Consider the following 24,761-nt stretch of genomic DNA (forward strand, 5'->3'; position numbering starts at 1 on the left):
ATGTGGAGATCCCGCAGAAGGCCTTTATGAGCGTATTGAAGCTGGATGAGGAGTAAACATGCGTCTGACCACACTATGCTATCTGGAACAGGACGGGAAATACCTGATGCTGCACCGGATCGTGAAGAAAAATGATGTAAATAAAGATAAGTGGATCGGCATCGGCGGGAAATTTGAACCCGGCGAGAGTCCGGAGGACTGTGTGCTGAGGGAAGCCCGGGAGGAAACGGGCTTCCTTCTTACCAGTTACCGGCTAAGAGGGATCGTGACCTTCCTGTTTAATGACCAGGAGGCGGAATACATGTTCCTCTATACAGCTGACGGGTTCACCGGCCAGCCGGTCCCCTGCGATGAAGGGACCCTGGAGTGGGTACCAAAAGAGGAGATCGACCGTTTAAACCTGTGGGAAGGCGACCGGATCTTTTTCAGGCTCATGGATGAAGGGGAGCCGTTTTTTTCTTTAAAGCTTCATTATTATGGGAACCGGCTTTCGGAGGCGGTCCTAAACGGAGAGTCCATGGAGCTGCTGGACGTGCTGGATGAAGGCGGAGAGCCCTCGGGACTGGTGCGGGAGCGGTCCATGGTCCATGAACGGGGCGATTATCACAGGACCAGCCATGTGTGGGTGGTCCGGGAAAAGCCAGACGGCAGCCATGGGGTGCTGCTCCAGAAGCGCAGCAGCAGGAAGGATTCCTTTGCGGGCTGCTACGATATTTCCAGCGCCGGCCATATTCCGGCGGGAGACGGATACCTCCAGTCAGCCAGACGGGAGCTTAAGGAGGAGCTGGGGATCACCGCTTCGGAGGAAGAACTGGAATTTGCCGGTTTTTTTGAGAGCCAGTATGAGGGGGACTTTTACGGAAAGCCCTTTATCAACCGCGAAAAGGCTGCGGTCTACGTTTACAGAAGGCCGGTGGAGGCGGAACACCTGGAGCTCCAGGCCGATGAGGTGGAATCTGTCCGGTGGATGGATCTGGAGAAGGCCTGCCAGGCAGCAAAAACACAGGCGGACGGCTTCTGTTTACAGGAAGGAGAGCTGCTGCTCTTAAAAAACTGGCTCTCGGAGCATACAGAAAGATCCGGCAGGACATCAGGGCCGGAGGCAGATTAGGAGGACGGAGAAGCGATGGAACTATATGTACACATTCCGTTCTGTGTAAAAAAATGTGCCTACTGTGATTTTCTTTCCTTTCCCCAGGGGGAGGAGATCCAGAGGCGGTATGTGGAAAAGCTGATGGAAGAGATAAGGACAGTCAGTGCCGGCTTTCATGATACACCGGTTTCTTCGGTGTTTGTGGGAGGCGGCACTCCGTCTGTTTTAAAGGCCCGGTGGATGAAGGAGCTCTTCGACTGTCTGCGGGCCTCCTTTCATATAGAAGAAACGGCGGAGATCTCCATGGAGGCCAACCCTGGGACCGTGGACCGGGAAAAGCTCCGGATCTACCGGGAGGCCGGGATCAACCGGTTAAGCTTCGGCCTCCAGTCGGCGGATAACAGGGAATTAAAGGCCCTGGGACGGATCCATACCTGGGAGGAGTTTCTGGAAAGCTTCCGGCTGGCCAGGGAGGCCGGTTTTTCCAACCTCAATGTGGACCTCATGTCCGCCCTGCCGGGACAGACGGTGGAAAGCTGGATGGATACGCTGAAAAAAACAGCAGACCTGGACCCGGAGCATATTTCCGCGTATAGTCTGATCATCGAGGAAGGCACTCCCTTTTTTGAAGCATACGGAAATGGGCGGGGGGACGGGATCCTTCCGGATGAGGATGCGGAGCGGGAGATGTACCACCGGACCCGGGAGTTTTTAAAGGACCGGGGCTATGAACGGTACGAGATCTCCAATTATGCCAGACCTGGAATGGAATGCCGTCACAATCTCGGATACTGGACGGGGGTTTCCTACTTTGGGCTGGGACTGGGAGCCTCCTCTTATGTGAATGGATGCAGGTTCTGCAATGAACGGGACCTGGGGATCTATCTGGGAGAGAAGCCCGGAAAGCGGCTGGACCAGGAGATCCTGACGAAAAAGGATATGGAGGAGGAATTTTTTTACGTGGGCCTGAGACTGGTCCAGGGCGTTTCCCTAAAGGAATTTGAAGAGCGGTTCGGGGAGCGGGTCCAGGACGTTTATCCCGGTCTCATGGAGCGGCTGGAGAAGGAGGGAGCCGCCGTTCTTTCAGACGGCAGGTTCCGGCTGACGGATTATGGCATGGATGTGAGTAATTATGTAATGGCGGAATTTTTGTAATAATTGAAGAATACTGGAATTTTTGTCATAAATATCCAATTAAAAAAACAAATAATATGTAAAAAGACTATCGGTTTTTGCATTTTTATGTTAAAATTTGTATATGAGATTTTTTATTATTTCAGGGGGAAAGACTTATGGCAAAAGAAATGATTGCAATGCTGCTTGCCGGCGGCCAGGGCTCCCGTTTATATGCCCTGACCCAGAAGCTGGCAAAACCGGCAGTTCCCTTTGGCGGAAAGTACAGGATCATTGACTTTCCGCTGTCGAACTGTGTCAATTCCGGGATCGATACGGTGGGGATCCTGACCCAGTACCAGCCTATGGTATTAAATGAATACATCGGCAATGGGCAGCCCTGGGATCTGGACCGTCTTTATGGAGGCGTCCATGTGCTGCCGCCGTATCAGAAGGCCTCCGGCTCTGACTGGTACAAGGGAACCGCCAACGCGATCTACCAGAATATTCCGTTCATTGAAAGATACGATCCCCAGTATGTGATCATCCTTTCCGGAGACCAGATCTGCAAACAGGATTACAGCGATTTCCTTCGGTTCCACAAGGAAAAGAATGCAGAGTTCAGTGTGGCTGTCATGGAGGTTCCGTGGGAGGAGGCGTCCCGGTTCGGACTGATGGTGGCTGATGAAAACGATAAGATCACTGAATTCCAGGAAAAGCCCAAAAATCCCAAATCCAACCTGGCATCTATGGGTATCTATATTTTCAACTGGGATGTGCTGAAGAAGTACCTGATCGAGGACGAGGCAGATCCTGATTCTGAAAACGATTTCGGCAATAACATCATTCCCAATCTGTTAAAGGACGGAAGAAATATGTACGCCTACCATTTTGACGGCTACTGGAAGGATGTGGGGACCATCTCCTCTCTCTGGGAGGCCAACATGGAGGTCCTGGACCCGGAGCACAGCGGCATCAATCTGTTTGATGAAAACTGGAAGATATACAGCCGCAACAGCGGTATGACCGGTCATAAGATCGGAAATAAGGGTCTGGTGGAAAATTCCATGGTCACCGACGGCTGCCGTGTGGACGGCCATGTAAAGCACTCCATCCTTTTTGCCGGCGTTAAGGTGGAAGCCGGAGCGGAAGTGGAGGATGCTGTGGTCATGGGCGGCTCTGTGATCCAGGCAGGAGCCGTGGTGAAGCACTGTATCGTGGCGGAAAACGTGACCATTGGAAAGAAGGCAGTGGTGGGAGCCATGCCGAAGGACGGAGAAAAGGGCGTCGCAACTGTGGGCTCCGGCGTTGTGATCGGAGACGGGGCCATCGTGGGCCCCAATGCCATGGTCAATAAAAATGTAGAAGGCGGTGAAGAACAATGGTAAATTCCAACGTAGATGCTCTGGGAATCCTTTTCCCCAACAGTTATGACAGCTTTGTACCGGAACTGGTGGCCGAGCGGTCCATGGCCTCGATCCCCTTTGCAGGCCGTTACCGGATGGTGGACTTTTTATTATCCAGTATGGTAAACTGCGGGATCGACAATATCTCCATTATCGTGCGTCAGAATTACCATTCTCTTATGGACCACCTGGGCTCTGGCCGCGAGTGGGACCTGGTGCGGAAGAACGGAGGCCTCAATATCGTTCCTCCCTATGCGGAAAAGCACATGAAGATCTATAACGGCCGTGTGGAAGCCCTGGCCAGCATCCTTCCCTTCTTAAAGGAGCAGAAGGAAAAATATGTGGTCATGGCCGATACCAACATCGCCGCCAGCTTTGATTTCAATGCCCTTTTAAACGCTCACAAGGAGAGCGGGGCGGACGTGACCATCGTTTACAAAAAGGAAAAGCTGCCGGAAAGCGCGAGAAAATCCGATGTGGTGAAGGATCTTTACTATACCCTGGGCCTGGAGGGCAGCAAGGTGAGAAAGATCTATATGAATTCCCAGGAAGAGGGGATCCAGAACTTCTCCATGAACATCTATGTGATGGAACGGGAGCGGCTGATCAATGAGATCAACACGGCCTTTGTCCGCGGCTATACATATTTCGAGAGAGACATCCTGGCAAACCAGCTGGGCAAGATGAAGGTCATGGCCTATGAATACACAGGCTATGCCGCCAGGATCTGTGACGTGCGCAGCTATTTTGACGAGAATATGAAGCTTCTGGAGGATGAAAATCTGGATTCCTTATTCTCCGGAAACCAGATCCACACCAAGATCCGTGACGACAACCCGACCCGCTACATCAACGGCGCAAAGGCAAAGAACGTGCTGGTGGCCGACGGCTGTGTCATTGAGGGAGAGGTGGAAAACTGCGTTCTCTTCCGGGGCGTGAAGGTGGCCAGGGGCGCCAAGGTAAAGAACTGTGTGCTGATGCAGGATACAGTGGTCCAGGAGGGGGCCAGACTGGAGTATGTGATCACCGATAAAAATGTGACCATATCCGTGGGCAAGGAGCTTTACGGCACCGACAGCTTCCAGGTATACGTGGCCAAATACCAGACCGTGTAGGCGGATGACAGATAAATAAAAAGCTCCCCCGGAGCGGCTTTCCATTGGGCCGTTCCGGGGGAGCTTTATGCGTCCAGAAGAAATTTTCCGGGCTATTGCTTTTTGATCTCTGTGATCTCAGCCACAGCCGCGGGCTTTTCATCCTCCGTATAAGTAAAGGAGATCCGGTCGCCGGATTCCAGGAACGGAAGATTTTCATTTAAGGTCACCATGGCGGCGTAGACCGTATCGCTTCCGGTGAGGGTGAAGTAATAGCAGGTATTGCCGGAAACGACCACACTGGCCACCGCGTCCACGGTGCCGGTCTTTTCCAGGGTGTCCATGGAGCCGCCGGTCTCCACATCCTCCAGGTTCAGGGCGGTCCGGTAGTTTTTCCGGGCCTCGTCGATGGTCTGTCCGGTGCCTACGATCTGGTACTGCTCCACATCTACGAAGGCATACATTTTTACAAGCCCCGCGTCATCCTTTAAGGAGATGAAGTAGGTGGGCCGGTCGGAAACGTTTAAGAGCAGAGGGAAGGTGGCTGAGTACTTTAAGTGCTGTACCTGTCCCTGGGCCGAAGCCATGGCGGATGCCTCGGTAGCGCCGGGAACTGCATAAAATTTTGTGGCCTTGGTCCGGAGGTTCACCAGCACAAAGCCGATGTTGGACTGGTCTCCGGTGACAGAGGACATACCTGTATAAAGGTAGACATCGTCGTCCAGGGCCAGATAGTTGTAGCCGTAGGTGGTGCGGCGCACGTTTTTCTGTCCGAAGATGGAGTTGATGTAGCCATTCTGGAACAGGCCGTTGTCGTCCAGCTGGGAGATGATCAGGTCGGAATCATAAAGCTGGTCGATCCACTGGGGAACCTGGTCCTTCTCATAATAATTGGCCTCTCCGGTAACGGCATTCACAAGGATGGCTCCGTCGATGTCCTTTCCGTTCCACCAGCCGATGCGGTACTGGATGGTGGGCGCCACCCAGTAAGGCGTTCCCTCGTCGTCGATCTCAAAGGAGACCTCTTCAAACATTTTTGTAGGATAGAGGAAGCGGATATGGCGGTAGATGTTCCGGAAGAAGTACTCGCTGGGAGAGTATTTCATTCCATTTTCCAGCCATACCAGGTCCGTCTGCTGGGTCACCATGTTCACGGTGATATAGGCGGGGAGTCCCTTTTTCTGGTTATAGAGCCATTTAATGGGATCGGCGTAGGACAGGGGAGTCACCCGGTAGGGGACACCGTTGTAGTTGATCTGGGTGTAGTTGTTTTCGATCTCAAACTGGGATACCAGCTCGGTCATTTCTCCCAGCTTCCGGCTTCCCAGGCGGGTGGCCGTATCCTTATCCACCACCGGGATCTGGTTCATACTGATCTCAGCCACATCGGCAGAAAAATCTCCGGTCTCCATCTGGATCAGATCCCGGTACCGGGTGGCATTGAAAAACGGGATGCCAATGGCTGTGGCGATCACCATCAGGACAATGAGGATCCCGATGAAGCCAAAGCCGATCTTCAAGGGCCTGGCCAGGGATCGGCGGGGAGTTACCTCGTCCGGTTCCCGCTCCTCGGTCTCAAACTGGATCTGACCGGTGAGAGGGTTCTGGCGGACGCGGACATTGGTGCGGCTTCCCAGGCCTGACAGGAATTCCTTCATATAGGTGATGAAATTTACAGTTAGGATAATAAGAGTGGACAGGATCAGAAAAATGATAAAATCCTGGCTTTTTAAGTTAATGGCCGGAAGCATCGTATAATATAGAAGAAAGATGATAACGGCAGAAACCAGGATCCCTCCGAACACGGAGAAAAAGCTTCTTTTTTTCATAATGCGAACGTATTTGTTCCCCTTTCTGTGTGATAAATTCCGGGGGCATACCGCTTATGGGCGTGCGCTCCCGGAATCTGGATTTTCTTATTATACCATTCTTACCATTTTTCTTCAATTAAACATCAGTTTCTTATGAATTTTTAGAGAATTTTAAGAATTGGATCAAATACCAGGGGCTTACTCCTGGATCAGAAATACCTCGGCGGAGGAGGTGCCATGGTTCCTTGTCTCTGCATGGGTATTGTAGTAAACGTCGATGTGATGGCCCTTTACGGCTCCGCCGATGTCTTCAGCCACGTATTCCTGGCCGTTGATGAGAAGGCGGCTTCCGATGGGAATGACCCTGGGATCCACAGCTACTGTGTGACTGGCAGTGGCAAGGGCCCCGGAGCTGGTGCGCCGTCCCCAGCCCTCGGAGCAGATCCGGCAGGGGCAGTAGGCGGTGAGCTTGAAATTTCCCAGAGGGACCAGGCTCCGGTAGGGGGAAGCCGCCGCGTCTCCGGATGCATAACGCAGCTTTCTGGAGATGACCGTGTTCCCGGAGGAAAGACTGATAATATAAGAAGAGTGAGGGAGGGAATCCCAGTCGATCTCCACATGGAACCCGTAATTTCCGGTCCCCATGCCGTCCTCGGTCAGATCACCGCGGTATTCGGAGGCCAGAACGGATACGGCTGCCACCACCTGTCCGCTGTGTTCGTCTGTGACGGTAACAGTGACGGTCTGGCTTTCCTCCGGTTTTCCGGAATCCCAGAGCCAGCCGGATACGGCCTTTCCCTCTACGCTGTCTAAGTGTCCATTTATCTTTGAAGTACCAGCCAGGGCCATGACACAGTTGACTGCGGTAAAGAGCATTACCAGCAGAAGACCGGCCATAAGTCTTGTTTTTTTCATGTTTACAACATCCTTTCTTTTATGTTACATTCATTAAAAAAGTATGATGCGAATGTAACAAAAATGTAACAAATTGGAAACAAAGCTATATTTTACATATTTTTTCCGTTTTGTCAACCCCCGGAGGCGGAAACGCTTTCCGGCGTTTCCTGGGAAAAAACTGGAAAACCATGGAAAACAAAGGCTTTGGGCCGGATGGGGCAGAATGAAAAAAATCTTGAAATGAAAGGAAGAATGTGGTACAATGTCCTTGTGGAACAGACAAAACAAAACTAAATGTATTTGGTGGAGGGACATTGTATGCGAATGATGGACGCTATTGTAAAACCGTCTGCAGCTCCGGGTTTAGAGCTGCGTCAGGTACCGGTTCCCACTCCGGGTCCGGGCGAAGTACTGATCAAGATCCATAAAACAGCGATCTGCGGTACAGACGTACATATTTATGACTGGAACGAGTGGTCCACCCAGCACATCAAGCCGCCGATGGTTATCGGACATGAGTACGTGGGCGAGATCGCAGAATTAGGCGCAGGAGTGACCGGCTTTACAGTTGGCCAGCGCGTATCCGGCGAAGGCCACATCACCTGCGGCCACTGCCGTAACTGCCACAACGGCAACATCCAGTGGTGTAAGGACACCAACAGCGTGGGTGTAGACCGTGACGGCGCATTTGCTGAGTATGTATGCATCCCGGCTACAAACGTGATCGCCATCGATCCCAGCATGGACGAGGATGTGGTTGCCATGTTTGACGCCGTTGGAAACGCAACCCATACCGCTTTAATGTTTGATCTTGTGGGCGAGGATGTTCTTATTACAGGAGCAGGCCCCATCGGTATCATCGCTGTTGCCATCTGTAAATACGCAGGCGCACGCCGCGTGATCATCACCGATATCCAGGATGCCCGTCTGGAATTAGCGAAGAAGATGGGCGCAGATGCAGCTGTGAATACTGCAAAAGAGGATCTGATGACCGTTATGAAGGAGCAGGGCCTGGTTGAGGGCTTTGACGTGGGTCTTGAGATGTCCGGAAGCGGAGCTGCCTTAAAGCAGATGATCTCCGTTATGAGAAACGGCGGAAAGATCAGCCTTCTGGGTCTGGCCAACGGCCCGTTCCAGATGGATATGAACGAAGTGATCGGAAAAGGCCTGACACTGCAGGGTATCTACGGACGTAAGATGGACAACTGGCACCAGATGATCTATATGGTACAGGGCGGTCTGGATCTGAAGCCGGCGATCACCCACAGATTCCACTATACAGAGTTTGAAAAGGGATTTGAGGCTATGCACAGCGGAAAATCCGGTAAAGTCATCTTAGACTGGACAACGAAGAAATAGGAGGAAACCCAATGAAGACAGCATTTGAAACCTACCGTGCGGAATTAGATGCGATCCGTGAGGCAGGAACCTATAAGAGCGAGCGCATCATCACAACACCCCAGCGCTCCCGTATCGATACAACAGCAGCCAACGGCGTAGTAAATATGTGCGCCAACAACTACCTGGGCCTTTCCGCGCATCCCCGTCTGATCGAGGCTGCCAAGGCCAGTTATGATAAATGGGGCTTCGGTCTTTCTTCTGTACGTTTCATCTGCGGAACCCAGGAGATCCACAAAGAGTTAGAGCAGAGGATCGCAAAGTTCGTTGGTATGGAAGACGCGATCCTTTACTCCTCCTGCTTTGACGCCAACGGCGGTCTTTTCGAGGTCCTTTTAAATGCAGACGACGCCATCATTTCCGATGAGCTGAACCATGCTTCCATCATCGACGGCGTAAGATTATGTAAGGCCAAGAGATACCGTTATAAAAACAACAACATGGAAGACTTAAAGAAGCAGTTAGAGGATGCAAGGGCAGCAGGCTGCAAGCGCATCATGATCGCCACTGACGGCGTATTTTCCATGGACGGTTACATCGCAAACTTAAAGGGTATCTGCGATCTGGCTGACGAGTACGACGCTATGGTTATGGTAGACGACAGCCACGCAGTTGGCTTCATGGGCGAGCATGGCCGCGGAACTGCTGAATACTGCGGCGTTATGGGCCGTGTGGACATCATCACCGGTACCTTCGGCAAGGCCATGGGCGGAGCTTCCGGCGGATACACCGCTTCCAAGAAGGAGGTTGTTGACCTTCTTCGTCAGAGAAGCCGTCCGTACCTGTTCTCCAACACACTGGCTCCGGCGATCTGTGCCGCTACCATCGAGACCATCAACATGTTAGAGGAGTCCACCGCTCTCCGTGACAAGGTTCACGAGAACGCTGCATACTTCCGTAAAGAGATGGAGAAGATCGGCTTTGATCTGCTTCCGGGCGAGCATCCCATCGTTCCGGTTATGCTCTACGACCCGAAGGTTGCCAATGAGTTTGCCCGCCGTATGTTAGATAAGGGCGTATACGTAGTAGGCTTCTGCTATCCGGTAGTTCCCAAGGGACGTGACCGTGTACGTACCCAGATTTCTGCGGGACATACAAAAGAGGACCTGGATTTCGCAGTGAAGTGCTTCGCAGAAGTGAAGGCTGAAATGGGGATCTAAGGATCTGTAAATAAGGATAAAAAAGAGGAAGGGAAACCTGGATGACAGGGCCCTTCCTTTTTTATGGATCTATTGGGTTTTCTCGACTGCCTCAAATACCTCCACCTTCTGGAGCCCGTAATCCAGGGCTTCTTTGTGGGTATCAAAATAGATATCCAGGTGGTTTTCTACTACGCCGCTGCCCTTATCCTCCACTGTATAGACAATGCCGTCGATGAGGAGCTTCGTTCCCAGAGGGAACTGGTCCAGGTCGGCAGAGATGGTGTGGTCTTCTTTGGGAACTGCGCCGGAATAGGTGTACAGATGACCGCCGCTGCATGCTTCACAGCCGCAGTAAGCGGAGATCTTAAAGGTTCCATAGGATCTGCCGGGAACGGTGGTCTCCTCCGGCTCTGTCTCTGTTACCTTTGAAGAGGGAGCTTCCTGGGAGCCGTCTGCCATCCCGCTGGCGTCTTCTGCTGGCTTCCGGGGGCCTCCGGACGTTTTCGCTGGTTCGGCTTCCATGGCTTTGTCCGCAGGCCTGGCGGCCTCCAGGGGGCTTTCAGGCCCGTCATATGTATCCTCCACGGCTTCTTCAAAGCCTGGCCCGGTCTCGGCGGCCTGGGAGGGGAATACGGCGATGGAAAGGAACAGGGCAGTACCGGCCATGGCGGCGCGGCAGAATCCATTTTTCTTCATAAGCAACCTCTCTGTTGATCGTACTTAAAATTACAATTTGTCATAAAGAAATTTCATTTATTTCATTATATTTACAAAAGTGTTAAATGTCAAGAAAAACAGCCGGATCTTCCGGAGGTTTCTGCCGAAACAGCTGTTTCAGATCCTTTCATTAGAAGGTTTCTCCGTTCCGGCTCCCGCATCGGAAGAAATGATAAAAATGCATCAATGCAATGAAAAATGAAAAAATATCTTGACAAACGGGGACTTAAGTAATATAGTAACAACTGTAAATGTTAGCACTCATAGATAAAGAGTGCTAATAAAACAAAAAGAGGGTGAAAATGTGGAGCTGGACGAAAGAAAAGAGAAGATTTTGAAAGCCATAATCCAGACGTATTTAGAGACAGGAGAGCCAGTAGGCTCCAGAACGATCTCCAAATATTCTGGTCTTAAGTTGAGCTCCGCTACCATAAGGAACGAGATGTCGGATCTGGAGGAGCTGGGATACATTATCCAGCCCCATACGTCGGCAGGACGGATCCCCTCTGATAAGGGATACCGGTTCTATGTGGACCAGATCATCCAGGAAAAGGACAGCCAGGTAAACGCCATGCAGGACATGATGATCCAGCGGGTGGACCGGGTGGAGCTTTTACTGAAGCAGATGGCCCAGATCCTGGCCAGCAATACCAATTATGCGACCATGGTCAGCGGTCCCAATTACCACCAGACGAAGCTGAAGTTCATCCAGCTTTCGAGAGTGGAGGCCAACAAGCTTCTGATCGTGGTGGTGGTGGAAGGAAATATCATCCGGAATTCCTTTGTGACTCTGGATGAAGAGCTTTCCAATGAAGAGATATTAAACTTAAATATCCTTTTGAACAACAGTCTCAACGGGCTTACGATCCAGGAGATCAACCTGGGAGTGATCGCAAGGCTCAAGGAGCAGGCGGGGATCCACAGACAGGTGGTGGAATTTGTCCTCAACGAGGTCTCTGAGGCCATTGGCTCCCAGGCGGAGGATCTTCAGATCTATACCAGCGGAGCTACAAATATTTTCAAGTATCCGGAGCTCTCCGATACGGAAAATGCCAGCAAGCTGATCAGTACCCTGGAGCAGAAGGAGCTTTTAAAGGGACTGTTTGATGAAAGCCAGGCGCCGTCGGCATCGGATTCCCAGATCCAGGTCTATATCGGAGATGAAACGCCGGTGAAGACCATGAAGGACTGCAGCGTGGTCACTGCCAACTATGTGCTGGGAGACGGCCTTAGGGGAACCATCGGGATCATCGGACCCAAGAGGATGGACTATGAAAAGGTCGTCGGGACCCTAAGGACTCTGGTGACCCAGCTGAATGAAACATTTAATAAGCAGCAGTAAATAGAAATGAAAGGTGTCGAGTCAAGTGGAAGAGAAGGAACTGGAAAAGAAAGCTCCAGGAGAGGCAGAAGCAGAAAATATTCCCGAAAACGGAGCGGGAGCTGAAAATACAGCGGAAAACACGGCTGGGCCGGCAGGGGCCAGCGCAGACGGAGAAGCTGCTCCGGAAAATGGAAAAGAAGAAAAGAAAGAGAAAAAGGGCTTTTTTGGAAAGAAGAAGGACCCGAGAGATACCCAGATCGAGGAGCTGACAGATCAGTTAAAGCGGTCCATGGCAGAGTTTGACAATTACAGGAAGCGGACGGATAAAGAAAAGTCCGCTATGTATGAGATCGGAGCCAGGGATGTGATCGAGAAGATCCTTCCTGTGGTGGATAATTTTGAGCGAGGCCTTGCCACCGTTCCCGAGGATGCGAAGGAAACGCCCTTTGCCGAAGGAATGGAGAAAATATATAAGCAGCTTATGAAGACCCTGGACGACATGGGCGTAAAGCCCATCGAAGCTGTGGGCAAGCCGTTTGATCCCAATTTCCATAATGCAGTGATGCATGTGGACGACGAATCCCTGGGAGAGAATGTGGTGGCATCGGAGCTGTTAAAGGGATATATGTACCGGGATACTGTGGTACGCCACAGCATGGTGCAGGTTGCCAACTAACTGGAAGTAATTTATCATTGTTTATAAATTCAGGAGGAAATCACTATGAGCAAGATCATTGGTATTGACTTAGGTACAACAAACAGCTGTGTAGCAGTTATGGAAGGCGGTAAACCGACCGTTATCGCCAATACAGAAGGAATCAGGACCACACCGTCCATCGTGGCATTTACAAAAAATGGAGAAAGACTGGTAGGTGAGCCGGCAAAACGTCAGGCCGTGACCAACGCAGACCGCACCATCTCCTCCATTAAGAGACACATGGGTACAGATTATAAGGTAGACATCGACGGAAAGAAATATACTCCCCAGGAGATCTCCGCAATGATCCTCCAGAAGCTGAAAGCAGACGCAGAAAGCTATCTGGGCGAGAAGGTGACAGAGGCAGTTATTACCGTTCCGGCTTACTTTAACGATGCCCAGCGTCAGGCTACCAAGGATGCAGGTAAGATCGCAGGCCTGGAAGTAAAGCGTATCATCAATGAGCCCACAGCCGCAGCTCTGGCTTATGGCCTTGATAATGAAAAAGAGCAGAAGATCATGGTATACGACTTAGGCGGCGGTACCTTCGATGTTTCCATCATTGAGATCGGTGACGGCGTCATCGAGGTTCTGGCTACCAACGGTGATACCCGTCTCGGCGGCGATGACTTCGACAACCGTGTGACCCAGTGGATGATCGACGAGTTCAAGAAGGCAGAGGGCATCGACCTGTCCGGCGACAAGATGGCTCTCCAGAGATTAAAAGAGGCTGCTGAGAAGGCAAAGAAGGAGCTGTCCACAGCCACCACCACCAACATCAACCTTCCGTTCATCACAGCCAACGCTGAGGGACCGAAGCATCTGGATATGAACCTGACAAGAGCGAAATTTGACGAGCTGACCAGCGATCTGGTGGAGAGAACTGCGATCCCGGTACAGAATGCCCTGAAGGATGCCGGACTTTCTGCATCTGAGCTTTCCAAGGTCCTCCTGGTAGGCGGCTCCACCCGTATGTTAGCCGCACAGGAGAAGGTAAAACAGCTGACAGGCAAAGAGCCCAGCAAGACCCTGAACCCGGATGAGTGCGTTGCCATCGGAGCAGCGATCCAGGGCGGCAAATTAGCCGGCGATGCAGGCGCAGGCGACATCCTCCTTCTGGATGTAACACCGCTTTCCCTGTCCATCGAGACCATGGGCGGCGTTGCCACAAAGCTGATCGAGAGAAACACCACGATCCCCACCAAGAAGAGCCAGATCTTCTCCACAGCAGCCGATAACCAGACTGCCGTTGATATCCATGTGGTACAGGGTGAGAGACAGTTTGCAAGAGACAATAAGACTCTGGGCCAGTTCCGTCTGGACGGCATCCTTCCGGCCAGAAGAGGCGTTCCGCAGATCGAGGTTACCTTTGATATCGACGCCAACGGCATCGTAAACGTATCCGCTATGGATAAGGGAACAGGCAAAGAGCAGCACATCACCATTACCTCCGGCTCCAACATGTCTGACGCAGATATTGAGAAGGCCGTGAAGGAGGCAGCCGAGTTCGAGGCCCAGGATAAGAAGAAGAAAGAGGCCATCGACACAAGGAACGATGCAGATTCCATGGTATTCCAGACCGAAAAGGCCCTGGAAGAGGTAGGCGATAAGATCGATGCCAACGATAAGGCAGCCGTTGAGGCAGACTTAAATACACTGAAAGAGGCTGTAAACCGTGCGCCCATCGATCAGATGACAGACGCCCAGGTGGAAGACATCAAGGCTGCAAAAGAAAAACTGATGCAGAGCGCACAGCAGCTCTTCACAAAGGTTTATGAGCAGGCCCAGGCGGCTGGCGGAGCCCAGGGAGCAGGTTCCCAGGCAGGACCCCAGGACGCAGGCCAGGCAGGCTACGGCGATGATGTGGTAGACGGAGATTACAAGGAAGTCTAATAATAAAAGCTGCGAAGCGTATAAATCGAAGGCATGGGGATTAGGCGGCATTCCGCCTAACCCCTTTCCCACTATATAGAGTTTGAAAGGTAAGACTTGAAATGGCAGAGAGCAAGAGAGATTATTATGAAGTCCTTGGCGTGCCGAAAGATGCAGATGATGCGGCGTTAAAGAAGGCATACAGAGTTCTGGCGAAGAAGTACCATCCCGATGCCAATCCGGGAGATAAAGAGGCGGAGGCTAAGTTCAAGGAGGCTTCCGAGGCATACAGCGTGCTCAGCGATCCGGAAAAAAGAAGACAGTACGACCAGTTTGGCCATGCGGCCTTTGACGGAGGCGCCGGCGGGGCCGGAGGCTTTGGAGGCTTTGATTTCAGCGGCGCAGACATGGGCGATATTTTCGGCGATATTTTCGGCGATTTCTTCGGCGGCGGCAGGAGCAGGGGGCGCAGCAACGGGCCCATGCGCGGAGCGAATTTAAGGACCGGTGTCCGGATCACCTTCGAGGAGGCGGTATTTGGCTGTCAGAAGGAGATCGAATTAAACTTAAAGGATGAATGCCCCAAATGCCATGGAACGGGTGCAAAGCCGGGAACCTCTCCGGTGACCTGCCCCAAGTGTAACGGGAAAGGAAAGATCGTTTATACCCAGCAGTCCTTCTTCGGACAGGTACAGAACGTGCAGACATGTCCGGACTGTCAGGGATCCGGCAAGATCATCAAGGAGAAATGTCCGGACTGCTACGGCAGCGGATATATTTCCAGCAGAAAGAAGATCCAGGTGACGATCCCGGCAGGTATCGACAACGGACAGAGCATCCGGATCGCCGGAAAGGGAGAGCCGGGGATCAACGGCGGTGACCGGGGAGACCTTCTGGTGGAGGTGACTGTATCCAAGCACCCGATCTTCAAACGGCAGGAGACCACCATCTTCTCCACCGTGCCCATTTCCTTTGTAACAGCGGCACTGGGCGGCCCGATCCGTATCAAGACCGTGGACGGGGAAGTGGAGTATGAGGTAAAGCCTGGCACCCAGACCGATACCAAGGTACGGCTCAGAGGAAAGGGCGTTCCGTCCTTAAGAAATAAGAATATCCGTGGGGATCATTTTGTGACCCTGGTGATCACAGTGCCTGAAAAGCTCAATGAAGAGCAGAAGGAGGCCCTGCGGCGCTTCGACGACGCCATGAACGGCATTGTGCCGGAAGGCGGAAAGAAGAAGCGGGGACTTTTTGGAAAATAAAACAGGATGATCCGGGAGCTGCTGCAAAAGAGCGGATTCTCGGCGTTCCCTTATGGGAGCGCCGTTCCGCTATTCTTTTGCAGCAGCTTTTTTATTCGCTTCCCGCAGTGTTTTTCAAAAAAAGTTCTTTTATATAGAGCATATCCTGGAATAATGGAATAAATAGCTTTTCATGCCCTCTGCTGCCATTGAGATTTGTGACCTGTGGATGGCAGAAGCTGATGACAGGGATCTGTTTTTTATTGATCTCAGTAAAATAATACTGCCAGTCCCGGTCAAAGGTCCTGGACTGGAAGGATGCCCATTCCGTTGAAACCGGCAATACATGATCTTTAAGCAGGGCAGCATTTCCCTTGATCCCGGAACTGGCCAGACCACAGCAGATGATCATGCCTGGATCACACAAACAGATCTCTTCCAGGATCTTTCCATGCTGCATCTGCACCGCATCCAGAAGCTGGCTTCCAGAGGCGCGGCTGCCGCCGCCCTCCTTCTTCAGATTCATAACAGCAACGCGCCTTAGCTGTGCCGCGCGGCTGGGGGAGGACATATCCCACGGATACTCCCCGTCACCGTCCAGCAGAGCTTTTGTCCATCTGCCGATGTTGTTCCATGTTCTCCATCCGCTTCCATCTCTGCGGAGATCCGCACACAGGTCCCGCTCGTGCCGGCAGTTCATATCGCGGAGAATAAATAAAATGTGCGGCCTGTCATAGTGAGCGGGATCAACAATCCCGTCCCGGATAAAAGCGTTAAACGAATATTCGGATTTCCATTTTGTAAACAGCTCATCAAAGTTCATGGAAAGGCCTCCCTGCTTTTGCAAAAGTCTTCCGGCTCCTGGCCGGATCTATATGGTGTTTGGTACAGAGCATATCCAGGCCTTCGCGGCTAATGTCATAGGAAAGTGCATCCTATGACATAAAAAACGTTCCGCAGGGATCGCTATATAGCGGAAGGAAATTTGTCCGCAGAAGCGGCCCGCCGCAGGCGGAGAAGCCCTGTCCGATCATTATAAACGGGAACAGGCAGAAGTGTAAGCCCCTTTTTGGGCATAGACAGGGACTTTTTTCTGCTATGCCCAAAATTCCGGAGATTTTTGGGTATATACAGAGAAAAAAGAGAAATATGCCCAATCCATAGGAGAAATCCAGTGAAATCCGGTGAAAATCCCAGGATTTCCGTGAGATTTTTGGGCACTGTGGGAAAAAACGTACATTTTTGCCCAATATTTTCGAAAATAGGGGAGGGGGGAATATGGGACCGGAAGGATCCCGGTTTTCGCAGACGGCGGTGATCTGAAAGGAAACATGGGGCGGGAGACTGGAACGGGCGCGGGAGGCGCAGGGCGGCTGGATATCTGCGGCAAACATAATACTAAATAATCAAATATACATTGATAGACGAGGTATTATATTGCATAATGAAACTAAGGAAAGGTGGTGGGAGCGTGTCGATCACATCGGATATTTTACGGGGACACACAGAAACGATCATCCTGTCCCTGCTGCTGAAGCAGGACAGCTATGGCTACAAGATCAACAAGGAGATCCTGGCCCGGACGGACCGGAGGTACGAGCTGAAAGAAGCGACCCTGTATTCAGCGTTTAAACGGCTGGAGCAGGCGGGCTGTATCCGGACGTATTGGGGAGACGAGACCACTGGAGCCAGGCGAAGATATTACTCGATCACAGAAAAAGGGAGAGAAACCTACGCTTCCAACCGGAGGGACTGGGAGGAGGCAAAGGAGCTGATCGACCGGCTGCTGGACGATGACGGGGAGGGCACAGCATGAAAGAAAAACTGAGAAAATATGTGGAAGATATGGTAAGGGATATCCCGAAAACCAGAAATGTGGTGGATTTAAAGGAAGAGATCATTGGAAATATGGAGGAAAGGTACGATGATCTGCGGGCAGAGGGGTACGGGGAGCAGGACGCCTTCGACTGTACCATCAATGCCATGGGCGACATCCGCTCGCTTTTTGAAGAGGAAAACAAGGAAAACGGCGGCGGAAAGGGAGAGCCTGTAATGGCGGGAGAAAGACCAGAAAAGAAAAAAGACCATACGGTGAAGATCCTGGTTCTGGGAGCTGCCCTTGGAGGCCTGCTGTTTCTTCTGGGCACCGGTATGGTGGCAGCCAGGGTGGACAGGGGCCATAAAGGAGGAGAAGAGACCCTTGAGGCATCGGGACGTCTGGACGGGGAAAATCGTTTTGAAGACCGGGAGGAGACGGGAGAGACAGGCCCTGGCATGGAGGAACCGGGGATAGGAGAGGCTGACCCCGGTGTAGGACAGCCAGAAATAGGAGAGAGCGGTCCTGGAACAGAAAAGCCGGGTACGGAGGAGACAGGTTCTGGCGCAGGAGCTGACCCTGGAGATACTCCCGATGGATGGAGATGGACAAAGCTCGGCGATGGCGGGATCCTTAAACGTCAGATCCCTATGGACGAGGCAGAGGACATCCAGATCTCCTATATACTGACCGATCTGAACGTGGAGGTGACAGATTCCGAGGAGATCCTTCTGGAGGAGGAGTACGTGGTCCCGTGGGAAGAGATCCATCAAACCAGGGTGTCTTCTGGCGGAGGCCGGGTGGAGATCGTCAACGATGATCCGGATGGATCAAAGGGAACGATCGTCTTAGGACTGACAGGACTGAGGTTTGAAGACGAGGAAAAGAAAAGGCTCCCGGTTTCCGCCAGGATCCAGATCCCAGAGGATTTCCGAGGAGAGCTGGAGATCAATACGGTATCGGGAAACATACGGATTCCGAGATTTGAGGGAGAGAGCCTGGAGGTCGCCACAGTATCCGGCGATCTGGATGGAGGAACGATCAGAGGAGCAGTGGAGGGAGAGAGTGTATCCGGGGATCTGAGCATTGAGAAGGCAGCGGCGGGCGCAGAGCTTTCCACCGTATCCGGGAAGATGACGATCGGAGAGGCCCTGGGAGATATTTCCATGGAAAGCGTGTCTGGAGAGATCCTTGTGGAAAGAGCAGAGGATCCCCGGTTTAAGTTCGAGGCCCAGTGGGTCAGCGGCGGTCTGGAGACAGATTTTGACGGGCAGCTGGAATGGGAGAAAATGGGTGCCAGGGGGATCGTGGACAGAGGAAACGGCAGGGAAAGCGGAAAGAACCTTCCCAGGATCCAGTTCACCACCACATCGGGAGATATGGAATGTTATACAGGAAAATAGAAGGATGAAAAATAGCCAGGGAGCTGCAAACGGGGGATCTGCGGATCACTTCCTCCGTTTTGCAGCTCCTTTTTAATGGAAAAAATTATTCTTCAGCTTCCAGCAGATCATCGATCTGCTTCCAGATGGCGTTGATCTCTTTGAGAGAATCCAGGCGGTCCTGCTTCTGTTCCATGGCTTCGCCCATGGCCTTTAAGGCTGCGTCAAAATCTTTTTCCTTTACAGCGGCCCTGGCCTGGGTCCGCAGGGATTTTATGGAGAGACTGTCCATGGAAGAACGGACCTCACGGATCCTGGCCTTCAGTTCCCGGGCTTTTTTCCAGGTATCTTTGGAAACAATCAGCTCCCCGGTCTCCTTACGGATCTGCCGGATCTCGCTGAAACGGGCCGACAGGGCCTTATTTTCGGTGCGGACAGCGTCCATCTCCTCCTCCAGGGCCTTTAATTCCTCCCGGATGGGGGCTACGGCCTCTTTATATTCCGCCCTTGTTTCTGCCGCAAAGGCCGGGAAGGACAGAAGGCATCCCATAACAACGGTTGCGACCGCCAGCTTCATACATTTTTTCATTGTGCATCATATCCTTTCTTTTCAGTGTGGGACCGGAGCTTTTATACCATGGGACAGCGCATCCGAATTTTAATGCAGAAACGGCCCGCCGCAGACGGAAAAGCCCACAGGCGCGCTTCTTTCCCGCAGGACTGCTCCGGATAGGAATATATTACCAGGTCCATCTGCAATAGAAAAGGCGCAGGTTGCGGCAGTCCTGCGGCAGAAATGGGGCAAAATCATAAATGGAAGGAACCGGGGCTTCTGGAAAAGAAAAAGCAGATTGTATGCGATTAAAAACTTGAAGTTACAGCCGGGATATGTTATCTTTTTCACAAAACAGAGACGACTGCAAAGAATCACAGGAGGAATAATTCGATGAGAGGTGTTGAGACCAGGATTCAGGAGATCCGCCACAGGATCTTCCGCGAGGCGGCCCGTATGGCCTACCATACCGAGTGGCCCATTGACAAAAGGATCGAGGAGCTTCCATATAAGATCATCCCCGGGGAGGTTGGAAACTTCCGCAATGACGTGTTTTTAGAAAGAGCCATCGTAGGAGAACGGCTGCGCCTGGCCATGGGACTTCCCTACCGCGGGGCGGGAGACCCGGCCCCTGTATCCGATGGGATCGAGGCGGCAGACCGGCCGGAAACGTATTATACGCCGCCGCTGATCAATGTGATCAAATTTGCCTGCAATGCGTGTGCAGAAAAAAGGGTCATGGTGACCGACGGCTGCCAGGGCTGTCTGGCACACCCCTGTGTGGAGGTCTGCCCCAAGGATGCGGTGAGCCTGGACCGGACCAACGGGAAATCCAGGATCGATCCGGAGAAGTGCATTAAATGCGGCCAGTGTGCAAAGGTGTGCTCCTACAACGCCATCATTATCCAGGAGCGTCCCTGTGCGGCGGCCTGCGGCATGGACGCCATCCACTCAGACGAGAACGGAAAAGCAGATATCGACTATGACAAATGCGTTTCCTGCGGCATGTGCCTGGTGAACTGTCCCTTTGGAGCCATTGCGGACAAGTCCCAGATCTTCCAGGTGATCCGCGCCATCCAGACAGGAGAGCGGGTATACGCCGCTGTGGCTCCTGCCTTTGTGGGACAGTTCGGCCCCAAGGTGACGCCCGGAAAGCTGCGGGCGGCCATGAAGCAGCTGGGCTTTGCCGATGTATTCGAGGTTGCCATCGGGGCAGACCTCTGCGCGGTCCAGGAGGCTGAGGACTTTATAAAAGAGGTGCCGGAGCATATCCCCTTTATGGCAACCTCCTGCTGCCCGGCCTGGTCTGTGATGGCAAAGAAGCTGTTCCCGGAATACGCAGACTGCGTTTCCATGGCCTTAACGCCCATGACCCTGACTGCCAGACTCATTAAAAAGCAGCATGAGAAGGCAAAGGTGGTATTCATCGGACCGTGTGCGGCCAAAAAGCTGGAGGCCATGCGCCGCAGCGTCCGCAGCGAGGTGGATTTCGTGCTGACCTTTGAGGAGATGGCAGGGATCTTTGACGCCCGCCATGTGGATATTGAGAACATGGAGGAGGATCCCGACGGCGTCAACGACGCTTCCGCAGACGGCCGCAATTTTGCCGTGGCGGGGGGCGTGGCAAAATCGGTGGTCAATGTGATCAAGGAACGGTATCCCGATAAGGAGATCAAGGTAGCCAACGCCGAGGGCCTTAAGGAATGCAGAAAGCTCCTGACCATGGCCAAGGCTGGAAAATATAACGGGTATCTTCTGGAGGGAATGGCCTGTCCCGGCGGCTGCGTGGCCGGGGCCGGGACCATGCAGCCCATTAAAAAATCCCAGGCTGCCGTGGGGCTTTACGCCTCCAAGGCGGGCCACAAGACCTCCGACGGAACGGAATATGTGAAGGAGCTGGAGAAGCTGGTGGAATAGGATCCATGTAAAAACGAAAAACGCTTAAGCAGAGAAATGGTATCTGCTTAAGCGTTTTTTTATGTCATAGGAAAGTGCGTCCTATGACATAAAAACGCTCCGCGGGGATCGCCATGCGGCGGAAGGGAATTATGCCGCAGAAGCGGCCCGCCGCAGGCGGAGAAGCCCGCAATCGGGCTTCTTTATGGGCTGGTCCCGGAAATGCGCATCAGGGAGGACATGTTTTCAGCACGTTCTTTTACAGGAATCTCCGGAAGGGCATGATCAAGACCCGGAGCACGCCGTAAAAGAGTTTTTTACCTGCACTCATTTCCCGGGGCACATAGTTCTCGCCGTTGATGTACGTCCCCTCCGGCGTCATATACCGGCTGTACGTCTTGTTGACCTCTGCCTCTTTGCGGATGACAGCGTTTAATTCCGGGGAATCCACGGCCAGCATCAGCTCCGTATCCTGGTAGGTGCTCCGCATATCCATATTATAGGAGCCGACAATGCTCATGCGGTCGTCGATGAGGACGGCCTTGGAATGGCTGGAGTGTTCGCCCAGATATTCGTAGACACGGACGCCGGTGGCCCAGATCTTCTTTTTCTGGTTCAGATAGTCGGTGCAGCCCCAGGGATTGGCGCCGCTGGCCACATCGTTGGTGATGATCTCCACCAGGTCTGTTTTCTTACACAGGGCCGTAAGGTCTGCGTACATTTCCTTTCCGCAGATGATGTAGGGCGTGTAGACCGTGATCTCCTTTCCGGTCCCCATGAGGTGGCAGACGGTTTCCCACATCCAGGGCTCCTTATTGGAGGCATTGATGGGGTTGTGAAGGAGGGTGATCCGGTTGGTCTCCATGGTGAGGGCTTCATAATCCCAGGGCTCATAGGCGGACGGATAAGAGGACTTCAGGGCGTCAGCGTGGGCGGTAAGCCACTGGATGCATTCCTGGGATTTTTCCCGGTCGCCCATTTTCGTATACAGCTTCGCGTCGGGCAGCTCCCAGACAGACTGGAAATACTGCTTTAACTGATGGATGGAGGCCTCCGGGGCCCCGGCGGTCTCATAGATGAACAGCTCCCGGTCGATGTTTTTCACTGGCGTATAGTCTCCCAGGAACAGGTTAAAGGTATTCCTGCCGCCTAAAAGATACATCTGATCGTCAATGATCAGATATTTGTCATGGAGTCTGGCCTGCATTTTCCACGGTGCATAAAAGTGGATGGGATTATAGATCTTCAGCTCGATATTTTCATGGGAAGCCATGGCCTCGAACCATGGGCTGCTGTTCACATCCAGCATGCCGCTGAATCCGTCCACCAGCATCCGGATCCGGACTCCGCGTTCTGCTGCGGAAAGGAGAGATGCCATGATGTCCTTGCCGGCTTCATCCACATTAAAATCGAAGGTGGAGAAGATGATTTCCTTTTCGGCCTGGTCAATGAGGTTCAGACGGTAGAGGAGGGCGTCGGTGTTGTCGTCTATGTAGGCGGCCCGCTCAGCGCCGGGAAGCTCTGAGTAATATTTTGCGGAACGGATCCGGTCCAGGATCTCCTGGGGGACCTTTTTATGGGCCACATAGGGCAGGGTCAGCAGGAGGATGTAAAGGAGCAGCAGGAACAGAAATGAGACGCCAAAAAATTTTAAAATCCTGATCATAAGCAATTCACCTCAAAATGAAAGAAAAAATTAAAGAAAAGGCCTTGAAATTTTCACGGTACTTTATCATAATAAAAGTGTAGGGGAAATATCCATCATTCTTTACAGAAAGCGAGTGACAGCCGATGGAGCTTACATTTAACGGACAGATCGAACCCGGGTACATAAAGGAAGTAAAGGATATCCTGGAAAACCGGGAATTTATGCAGCTGGGAGCGTTTTCCCATCACCAGAGTACATCCAGACTGATGCACAGCATCAATGTATCCTATATATCCTGGCATATAGCCAGAAAGCTGGGGTGCGATGCAAGAATGGCCGCCAGGGCCGGACTGCTTCACGATTTCTGCCTTTATGATTTCAGGGAAAAGCCTCCCACAGGCGGCTTCCAGGCCTTTTACCATCCCAGAGTCGCGGCTAGGAACAGCCAGGAGGTCTTTGGGATCAGCGAGCGCGAGAAAAGCGCGATCCTTTCCCATATGTTCCCTCTGGGGCCGGTGCCAAAGAACCGGGAGGCGTGGATCATTACCATGGCCGACAAGATCTGTGCATCCATGGAATACTGCCATATCTATATCGCCCTGGAGCGGGGCCGCCGGGTGGTGGTCGCCGCCAACAACTGATCGTTCCAGAACTTAGGATACCGCGGTACAAAGAGAACGGCCGTCACTAAAAATAGTGGCGGCCATTTCTTTTCCCCTATTTCTGAGTACTATATCATACCGCATCCGGGTATTCAAGGAATAAATTATTAAATTATCATGAAAAATGTCGGAGGCCATGCTATAATATGGGTAAAAATAACAGAAGGAGACAGATATGGAACAGTTTCTGATCGTATGCCCGCTGGTATTTCTGGCGGGATTTGTAGACTCCATTGCCGGAGGAGGGGGATTGATCTCATTCCCGGCGTATATGCTGGCCGGGGTTCCCGTCCATGTGATCCTGGGAACTTCAAAGCTGAGCGCTTTTCCGGGATCCATCGTTGCAGCCTTAAGATTTGCCAAGAGCGGCTATATCCGTTTTAAGCTGGCCCTTCCCTGGGCGGCTTCTGCGGCCCTGGGAGCTGTGGGAGGAGCCAGCCTGGCCCTTAAGACCGATGAAAAGCTGATCCGCTCGCTGATGGTGGTGGTGCTTCCGGTGGTGGCCTTTTATGTGCTGAAGAATAAAGAACTGGGCGGCGGGGAGACTCCGGACCGGTCCGAGGATCCGGACGGATTCCGCCGTATGTTTTTTACAGGCCTGGCTGTCTCCTTTCTGATCGGCGGATACGACGGCTTTTACGGTCCGGGGACAGGGACCTTCCTGATCCTCGTATTCACCGGCCTTTTGAAGCTGGGGACCAGAGATGCGGCCGGGATCTCCAAGGTGGTCAACCTGAGCGCAGATATCGGGGCCCTGGGGACGTTTTTCGTCGGCGGAAAGGTGGATTATGCCCTGGGGATCGCAGCGGCCCTTTTCTGCATGGCAGGCAGCTACTTTGGAGCGGGGCTCGTGGTCAACAACGGGCAGAAGATCGTAAGGCCTGTGGTCATGGGCGTGCTGGCTCTGCTGTTTGTGAAGATCCTGGCGGGGTGACGGCCGTTCCCTGTCCCGGCGGCAGGCCGTTTGCTCTCTTGTATTCGGGGACGATCTGTGATATG

Annotated in this window: 21 protein-coding genes; 15 read left to right on the plus strand and 6 right to left on the minus strand. The window is 52.6% G+C overall.

Annotated elements, in window-relative coordinates:
• Positions 1-58 precede the first annotated feature (58 nt).
• The 4 genes from WIH05_RS07620 to glgD all read left to right on the plus strand — a co-directional run bounded on the left by WIH05_RS07620 (position 59) and on the right by glgD (position 4,727).
• Positions 59-1,111 carry an NUDIX domain-containing protein gene (locus WIH05_RS07620; protein ID WP_022273179.1) on the plus strand — a complete coding sequence of 351 codons (1,053 nt, stop codon included), beginning with the start codon at positions 59-61 and terminating at the stop codon, positions 1,109-1,111.
• A 15-nt stretch (positions 1,112-1,126) separates the two neighbouring features.
• Positions 1,127-2,248: a radical SAM family heme chaperone HemW gene (gene hemW / locus WIH05_RS07625; protein ID WP_337425200.1), complete on the plus strand. Its 1,122-nt coding sequence runs from the start codon at positions 1,127-1,129 to the stop codon at positions 2,246-2,248.
• Between the two features lie 137 nt (positions 2,249-2,385).
• Positions 2,386-3,594 (plus strand): glucose-1-phosphate adenylyltransferase, encoded by a 1,209-nt coding sequence (locus tag WIH05_RS07630; RefSeq protein ID WP_022273180.1) that lies wholly within the window; start codon positions 2,386-2,388, stop codon positions 3,592-3,594.
• Positions 3,588-4,727, plus strand: coding sequence for a glucose-1-phosphate adenylyltransferase subunit GlgD (gene glgD, locus WIH05_RS07635; RefSeq protein WP_022273181.1), 1,140 nt, complete (start codon positions 3,588-3,590; stop codon positions 4,725-4,727). The genes WIH05_RS07630 and glgD overlap by 7 nt, the downstream gene beginning before the upstream one ends.
• Before the next feature lie 92 nt (positions 4,728-4,819).
• On the opposite strand, the gene WIH05_RS07640 is transcribed toward glgD, so the two are convergent.
• Positions 4,820-6,535 (minus strand): hypothetical protein, encoded by a 1,716-nt coding sequence (locus tag WIH05_RS07640; protein ID WP_022273182.1) that lies wholly within the window; start codon positions 6,533-6,535, stop codon positions 4,820-4,822.
• Between the two features lie 180 nt (positions 6,536-6,715).
• The gene (locus WIH05_RS07645; RefSeq protein ID WP_022273183.1) at positions 6,716-7,432 is read right to left on the minus strand and encodes a 3D domain-containing protein; all 717 of its coding nucleotides are present in this window, start codon (positions 7,430-7,432) and stop codon (positions 6,716-6,718) included.
• Positions 7,433-7,738: 306 nt separating this feature from the next.
• On the opposite strand from WIH05_RS07645, the gene tdh reads away from it, so the two are divergent.
• Together tdh and WIH05_RS07655 are read left to right on the plus strand one after the other, a co-directional pair.
• Complete coding sequence (tdh, locus tag WIH05_RS07650) at positions 7,739-8,773, plus strand: L-threonine 3-dehydrogenase (RefSeq protein WP_252207598.1); 1,035 nt, start codon at positions 7,739-7,741, stop codon at positions 8,771-8,773.
• 11 nt (positions 8,774-8,784) lie between these two features.
• Positions 8,785-9,972, plus strand: coding sequence for a glycine C-acetyltransferase (locus tag WIH05_RS07655; protein ID WP_022273185.1), 1,188 nt, complete (start codon positions 8,785-8,787; stop codon positions 9,970-9,972).
• 69 nt (positions 9,973-10,041) lie between these two features.
• Here WIH05_RS07655 and WIH05_RS07660 read toward each other — a convergent pair whose 3' ends face one another.
• The gene (locus WIH05_RS07660; protein ID WP_022273186.1) at positions 10,042-10,650 is read right to left on the minus strand and encodes a 3D domain-containing protein; all 609 of its coding nucleotides are present in this window, start codon (positions 10,648-10,650) and stop codon (positions 10,042-10,044) included.
• A 325-nt stretch (positions 10,651-10,975) separates the two neighbouring features.
• On the opposite strand from WIH05_RS07660, the gene hrcA reads away from it, so the two are divergent.
• The 4 genes from hrcA to dnaJ all read left to right on the plus strand — a co-directional run bounded on the left by hrcA (position 10,976) and on the right by dnaJ (position 15,826).
• Positions 10,976-12,013, plus strand: coding sequence for a heat-inducible transcriptional repressor HrcA (gene hrcA, locus WIH05_RS07665; protein ID WP_022273187.1), 1,038 nt, complete (start codon positions 10,976-10,978; stop codon positions 12,011-12,013).
• Between the two features lie 25 nt (positions 12,014-12,038).
• On the plus strand, positions 12,039-12,671 hold the full coding sequence (gene grpE / locus WIH05_RS07670) for a nucleotide exchange factor GrpE (protein WP_022273188.1): 633 nt from the start codon (positions 12,039-12,041) through the stop codon (positions 12,669-12,671).
• 45 nt (positions 12,672-12,716) lie between these two features.
• A complete protein-coding gene (gene dnaK, locus WIH05_RS07675) occupies positions 12,717-14,585 on the plus strand; it encodes a molecular chaperone DnaK (protein WP_022273189.1) in 1,869 nt (622 codons plus the stop codon).
• A 101-nt stretch (positions 14,586-14,686) separates the two neighbouring features.
• Positions 14,687-15,826, plus strand: coding sequence for a molecular chaperone DnaJ (dnaJ, locus tag WIH05_RS07680; RefSeq protein ID WP_022273190.1), 1,140 nt, complete (start codon positions 14,687-14,689; stop codon positions 15,824-15,826).
• 91 nt (positions 15,827-15,917) lie between these two features.
• Here the strand turns inward: dnaJ and WIH05_RS07685 are convergent, their stop codons facing one another.
• Positions 15,918-16,628, minus strand: coding sequence for a hypothetical protein (locus WIH05_RS07685; RefSeq protein WP_022273191.1), 711 nt, complete (start codon positions 16,626-16,628; stop codon positions 15,918-15,920).
• A gap of 648 nt (positions 16,629-17,276) precedes the next feature.
• Here WIH05_RS07685 and WIH05_RS07690 point away from each other — a divergent pair.
• Together WIH05_RS07690 and WIH05_RS07695 are read left to right on the plus strand one after the other, a co-directional pair.
• Positions 17,277-17,621, plus strand: coding sequence for a PadR family transcriptional regulator (locus tag WIH05_RS07690; protein ID WP_022273192.1), 345 nt, complete (start codon positions 17,277-17,279; stop codon positions 17,619-17,621).
• The gene (locus WIH05_RS07695) at positions 17,618-19,024 is read left to right on the plus strand and encodes a DUF4097 family beta strand repeat-containing protein (protein ID WP_022273193.1); all 1,407 of its coding nucleotides are present in this window, start codon (positions 17,618-17,620) and stop codon (positions 19,022-19,024) included. Before WIH05_RS07690 ends, WIH05_RS07695 begins: the two co-directional genes overlap by 4 nt.
• Before the next feature lie 85 nt (positions 19,025-19,109).
• Here WIH05_RS07695 and WIH05_RS07700 read toward each other — a convergent pair whose 3' ends face one another.
• The gene (locus tag WIH05_RS07700) at positions 19,110-19,592 is read right to left on the minus strand and encodes a hypothetical protein (protein ID WP_022273194.1); all 483 of its coding nucleotides are present in this window, start codon (positions 19,590-19,592) and stop codon (positions 19,110-19,112) included.
• A gap of 357 nt (positions 19,593-19,949) precedes the next feature.
• On the opposite strand from WIH05_RS07700, the gene WIH05_RS07705 reads away from it, so the two are divergent.
• Positions 19,950-21,473 carry a 4Fe-4S dicluster domain-containing protein gene (locus WIH05_RS07705; RefSeq protein ID WP_215653616.1) on the plus strand — a complete coding sequence of 508 codons (1,524 nt, stop codon included), beginning with the start codon at positions 19,950-19,952 and terminating at the stop codon, positions 21,471-21,473.
• Between the two features lie 238 nt (positions 21,474-21,711).
• Here the strand turns inward: WIH05_RS07705 and WIH05_RS07710 are convergent, their stop codons facing one another.
• Positions 21,712-23,118, minus strand: a complete 1,407-nt coding sequence (locus WIH05_RS07710; protein WP_022272568.1) for a phospholipase D-like domain-containing protein — start codon at positions 23,116-23,118, stop codon at positions 21,712-21,714.
• Between the two features lie 125 nt (positions 23,119-23,243).
• Here WIH05_RS07710 and WIH05_RS07715 point away from each other — a divergent pair, with 125 nt between their 5' ends.
• Both WIH05_RS07715 and WIH05_RS07720 read left to right on the plus strand, forming a co-directional pair.
• Positions 23,244-23,741: an HD domain-containing protein gene (locus WIH05_RS07715; protein WP_022272567.1), complete on the plus strand. Its 498-nt coding sequence runs from the start codon at positions 23,244-23,246 to the stop codon at positions 23,739-23,741.
• Between the two features lie 196 nt (positions 23,742-23,937).
• Positions 23,938-24,696 carry a TSUP family transporter gene (locus WIH05_RS07720; RefSeq protein WP_022272566.1) on the plus strand — a complete coding sequence of 253 codons (759 nt, stop codon included), beginning with the start codon at positions 23,938-23,940 and terminating at the stop codon, positions 24,694-24,696.
• The last annotated feature ends 65 nt before the right edge of the window (positions 24,697-24,761 follow it).

This window comes from Alitiscatomonas sp., assembly GCF_037242085.1.
Classification (GTDB): domain Bacteria; phylum Bacillota; class Clostridia; order Lachnospirales; family Lachnospiraceae; genus Alitiscatomonas; species Alitiscatomonas aceti.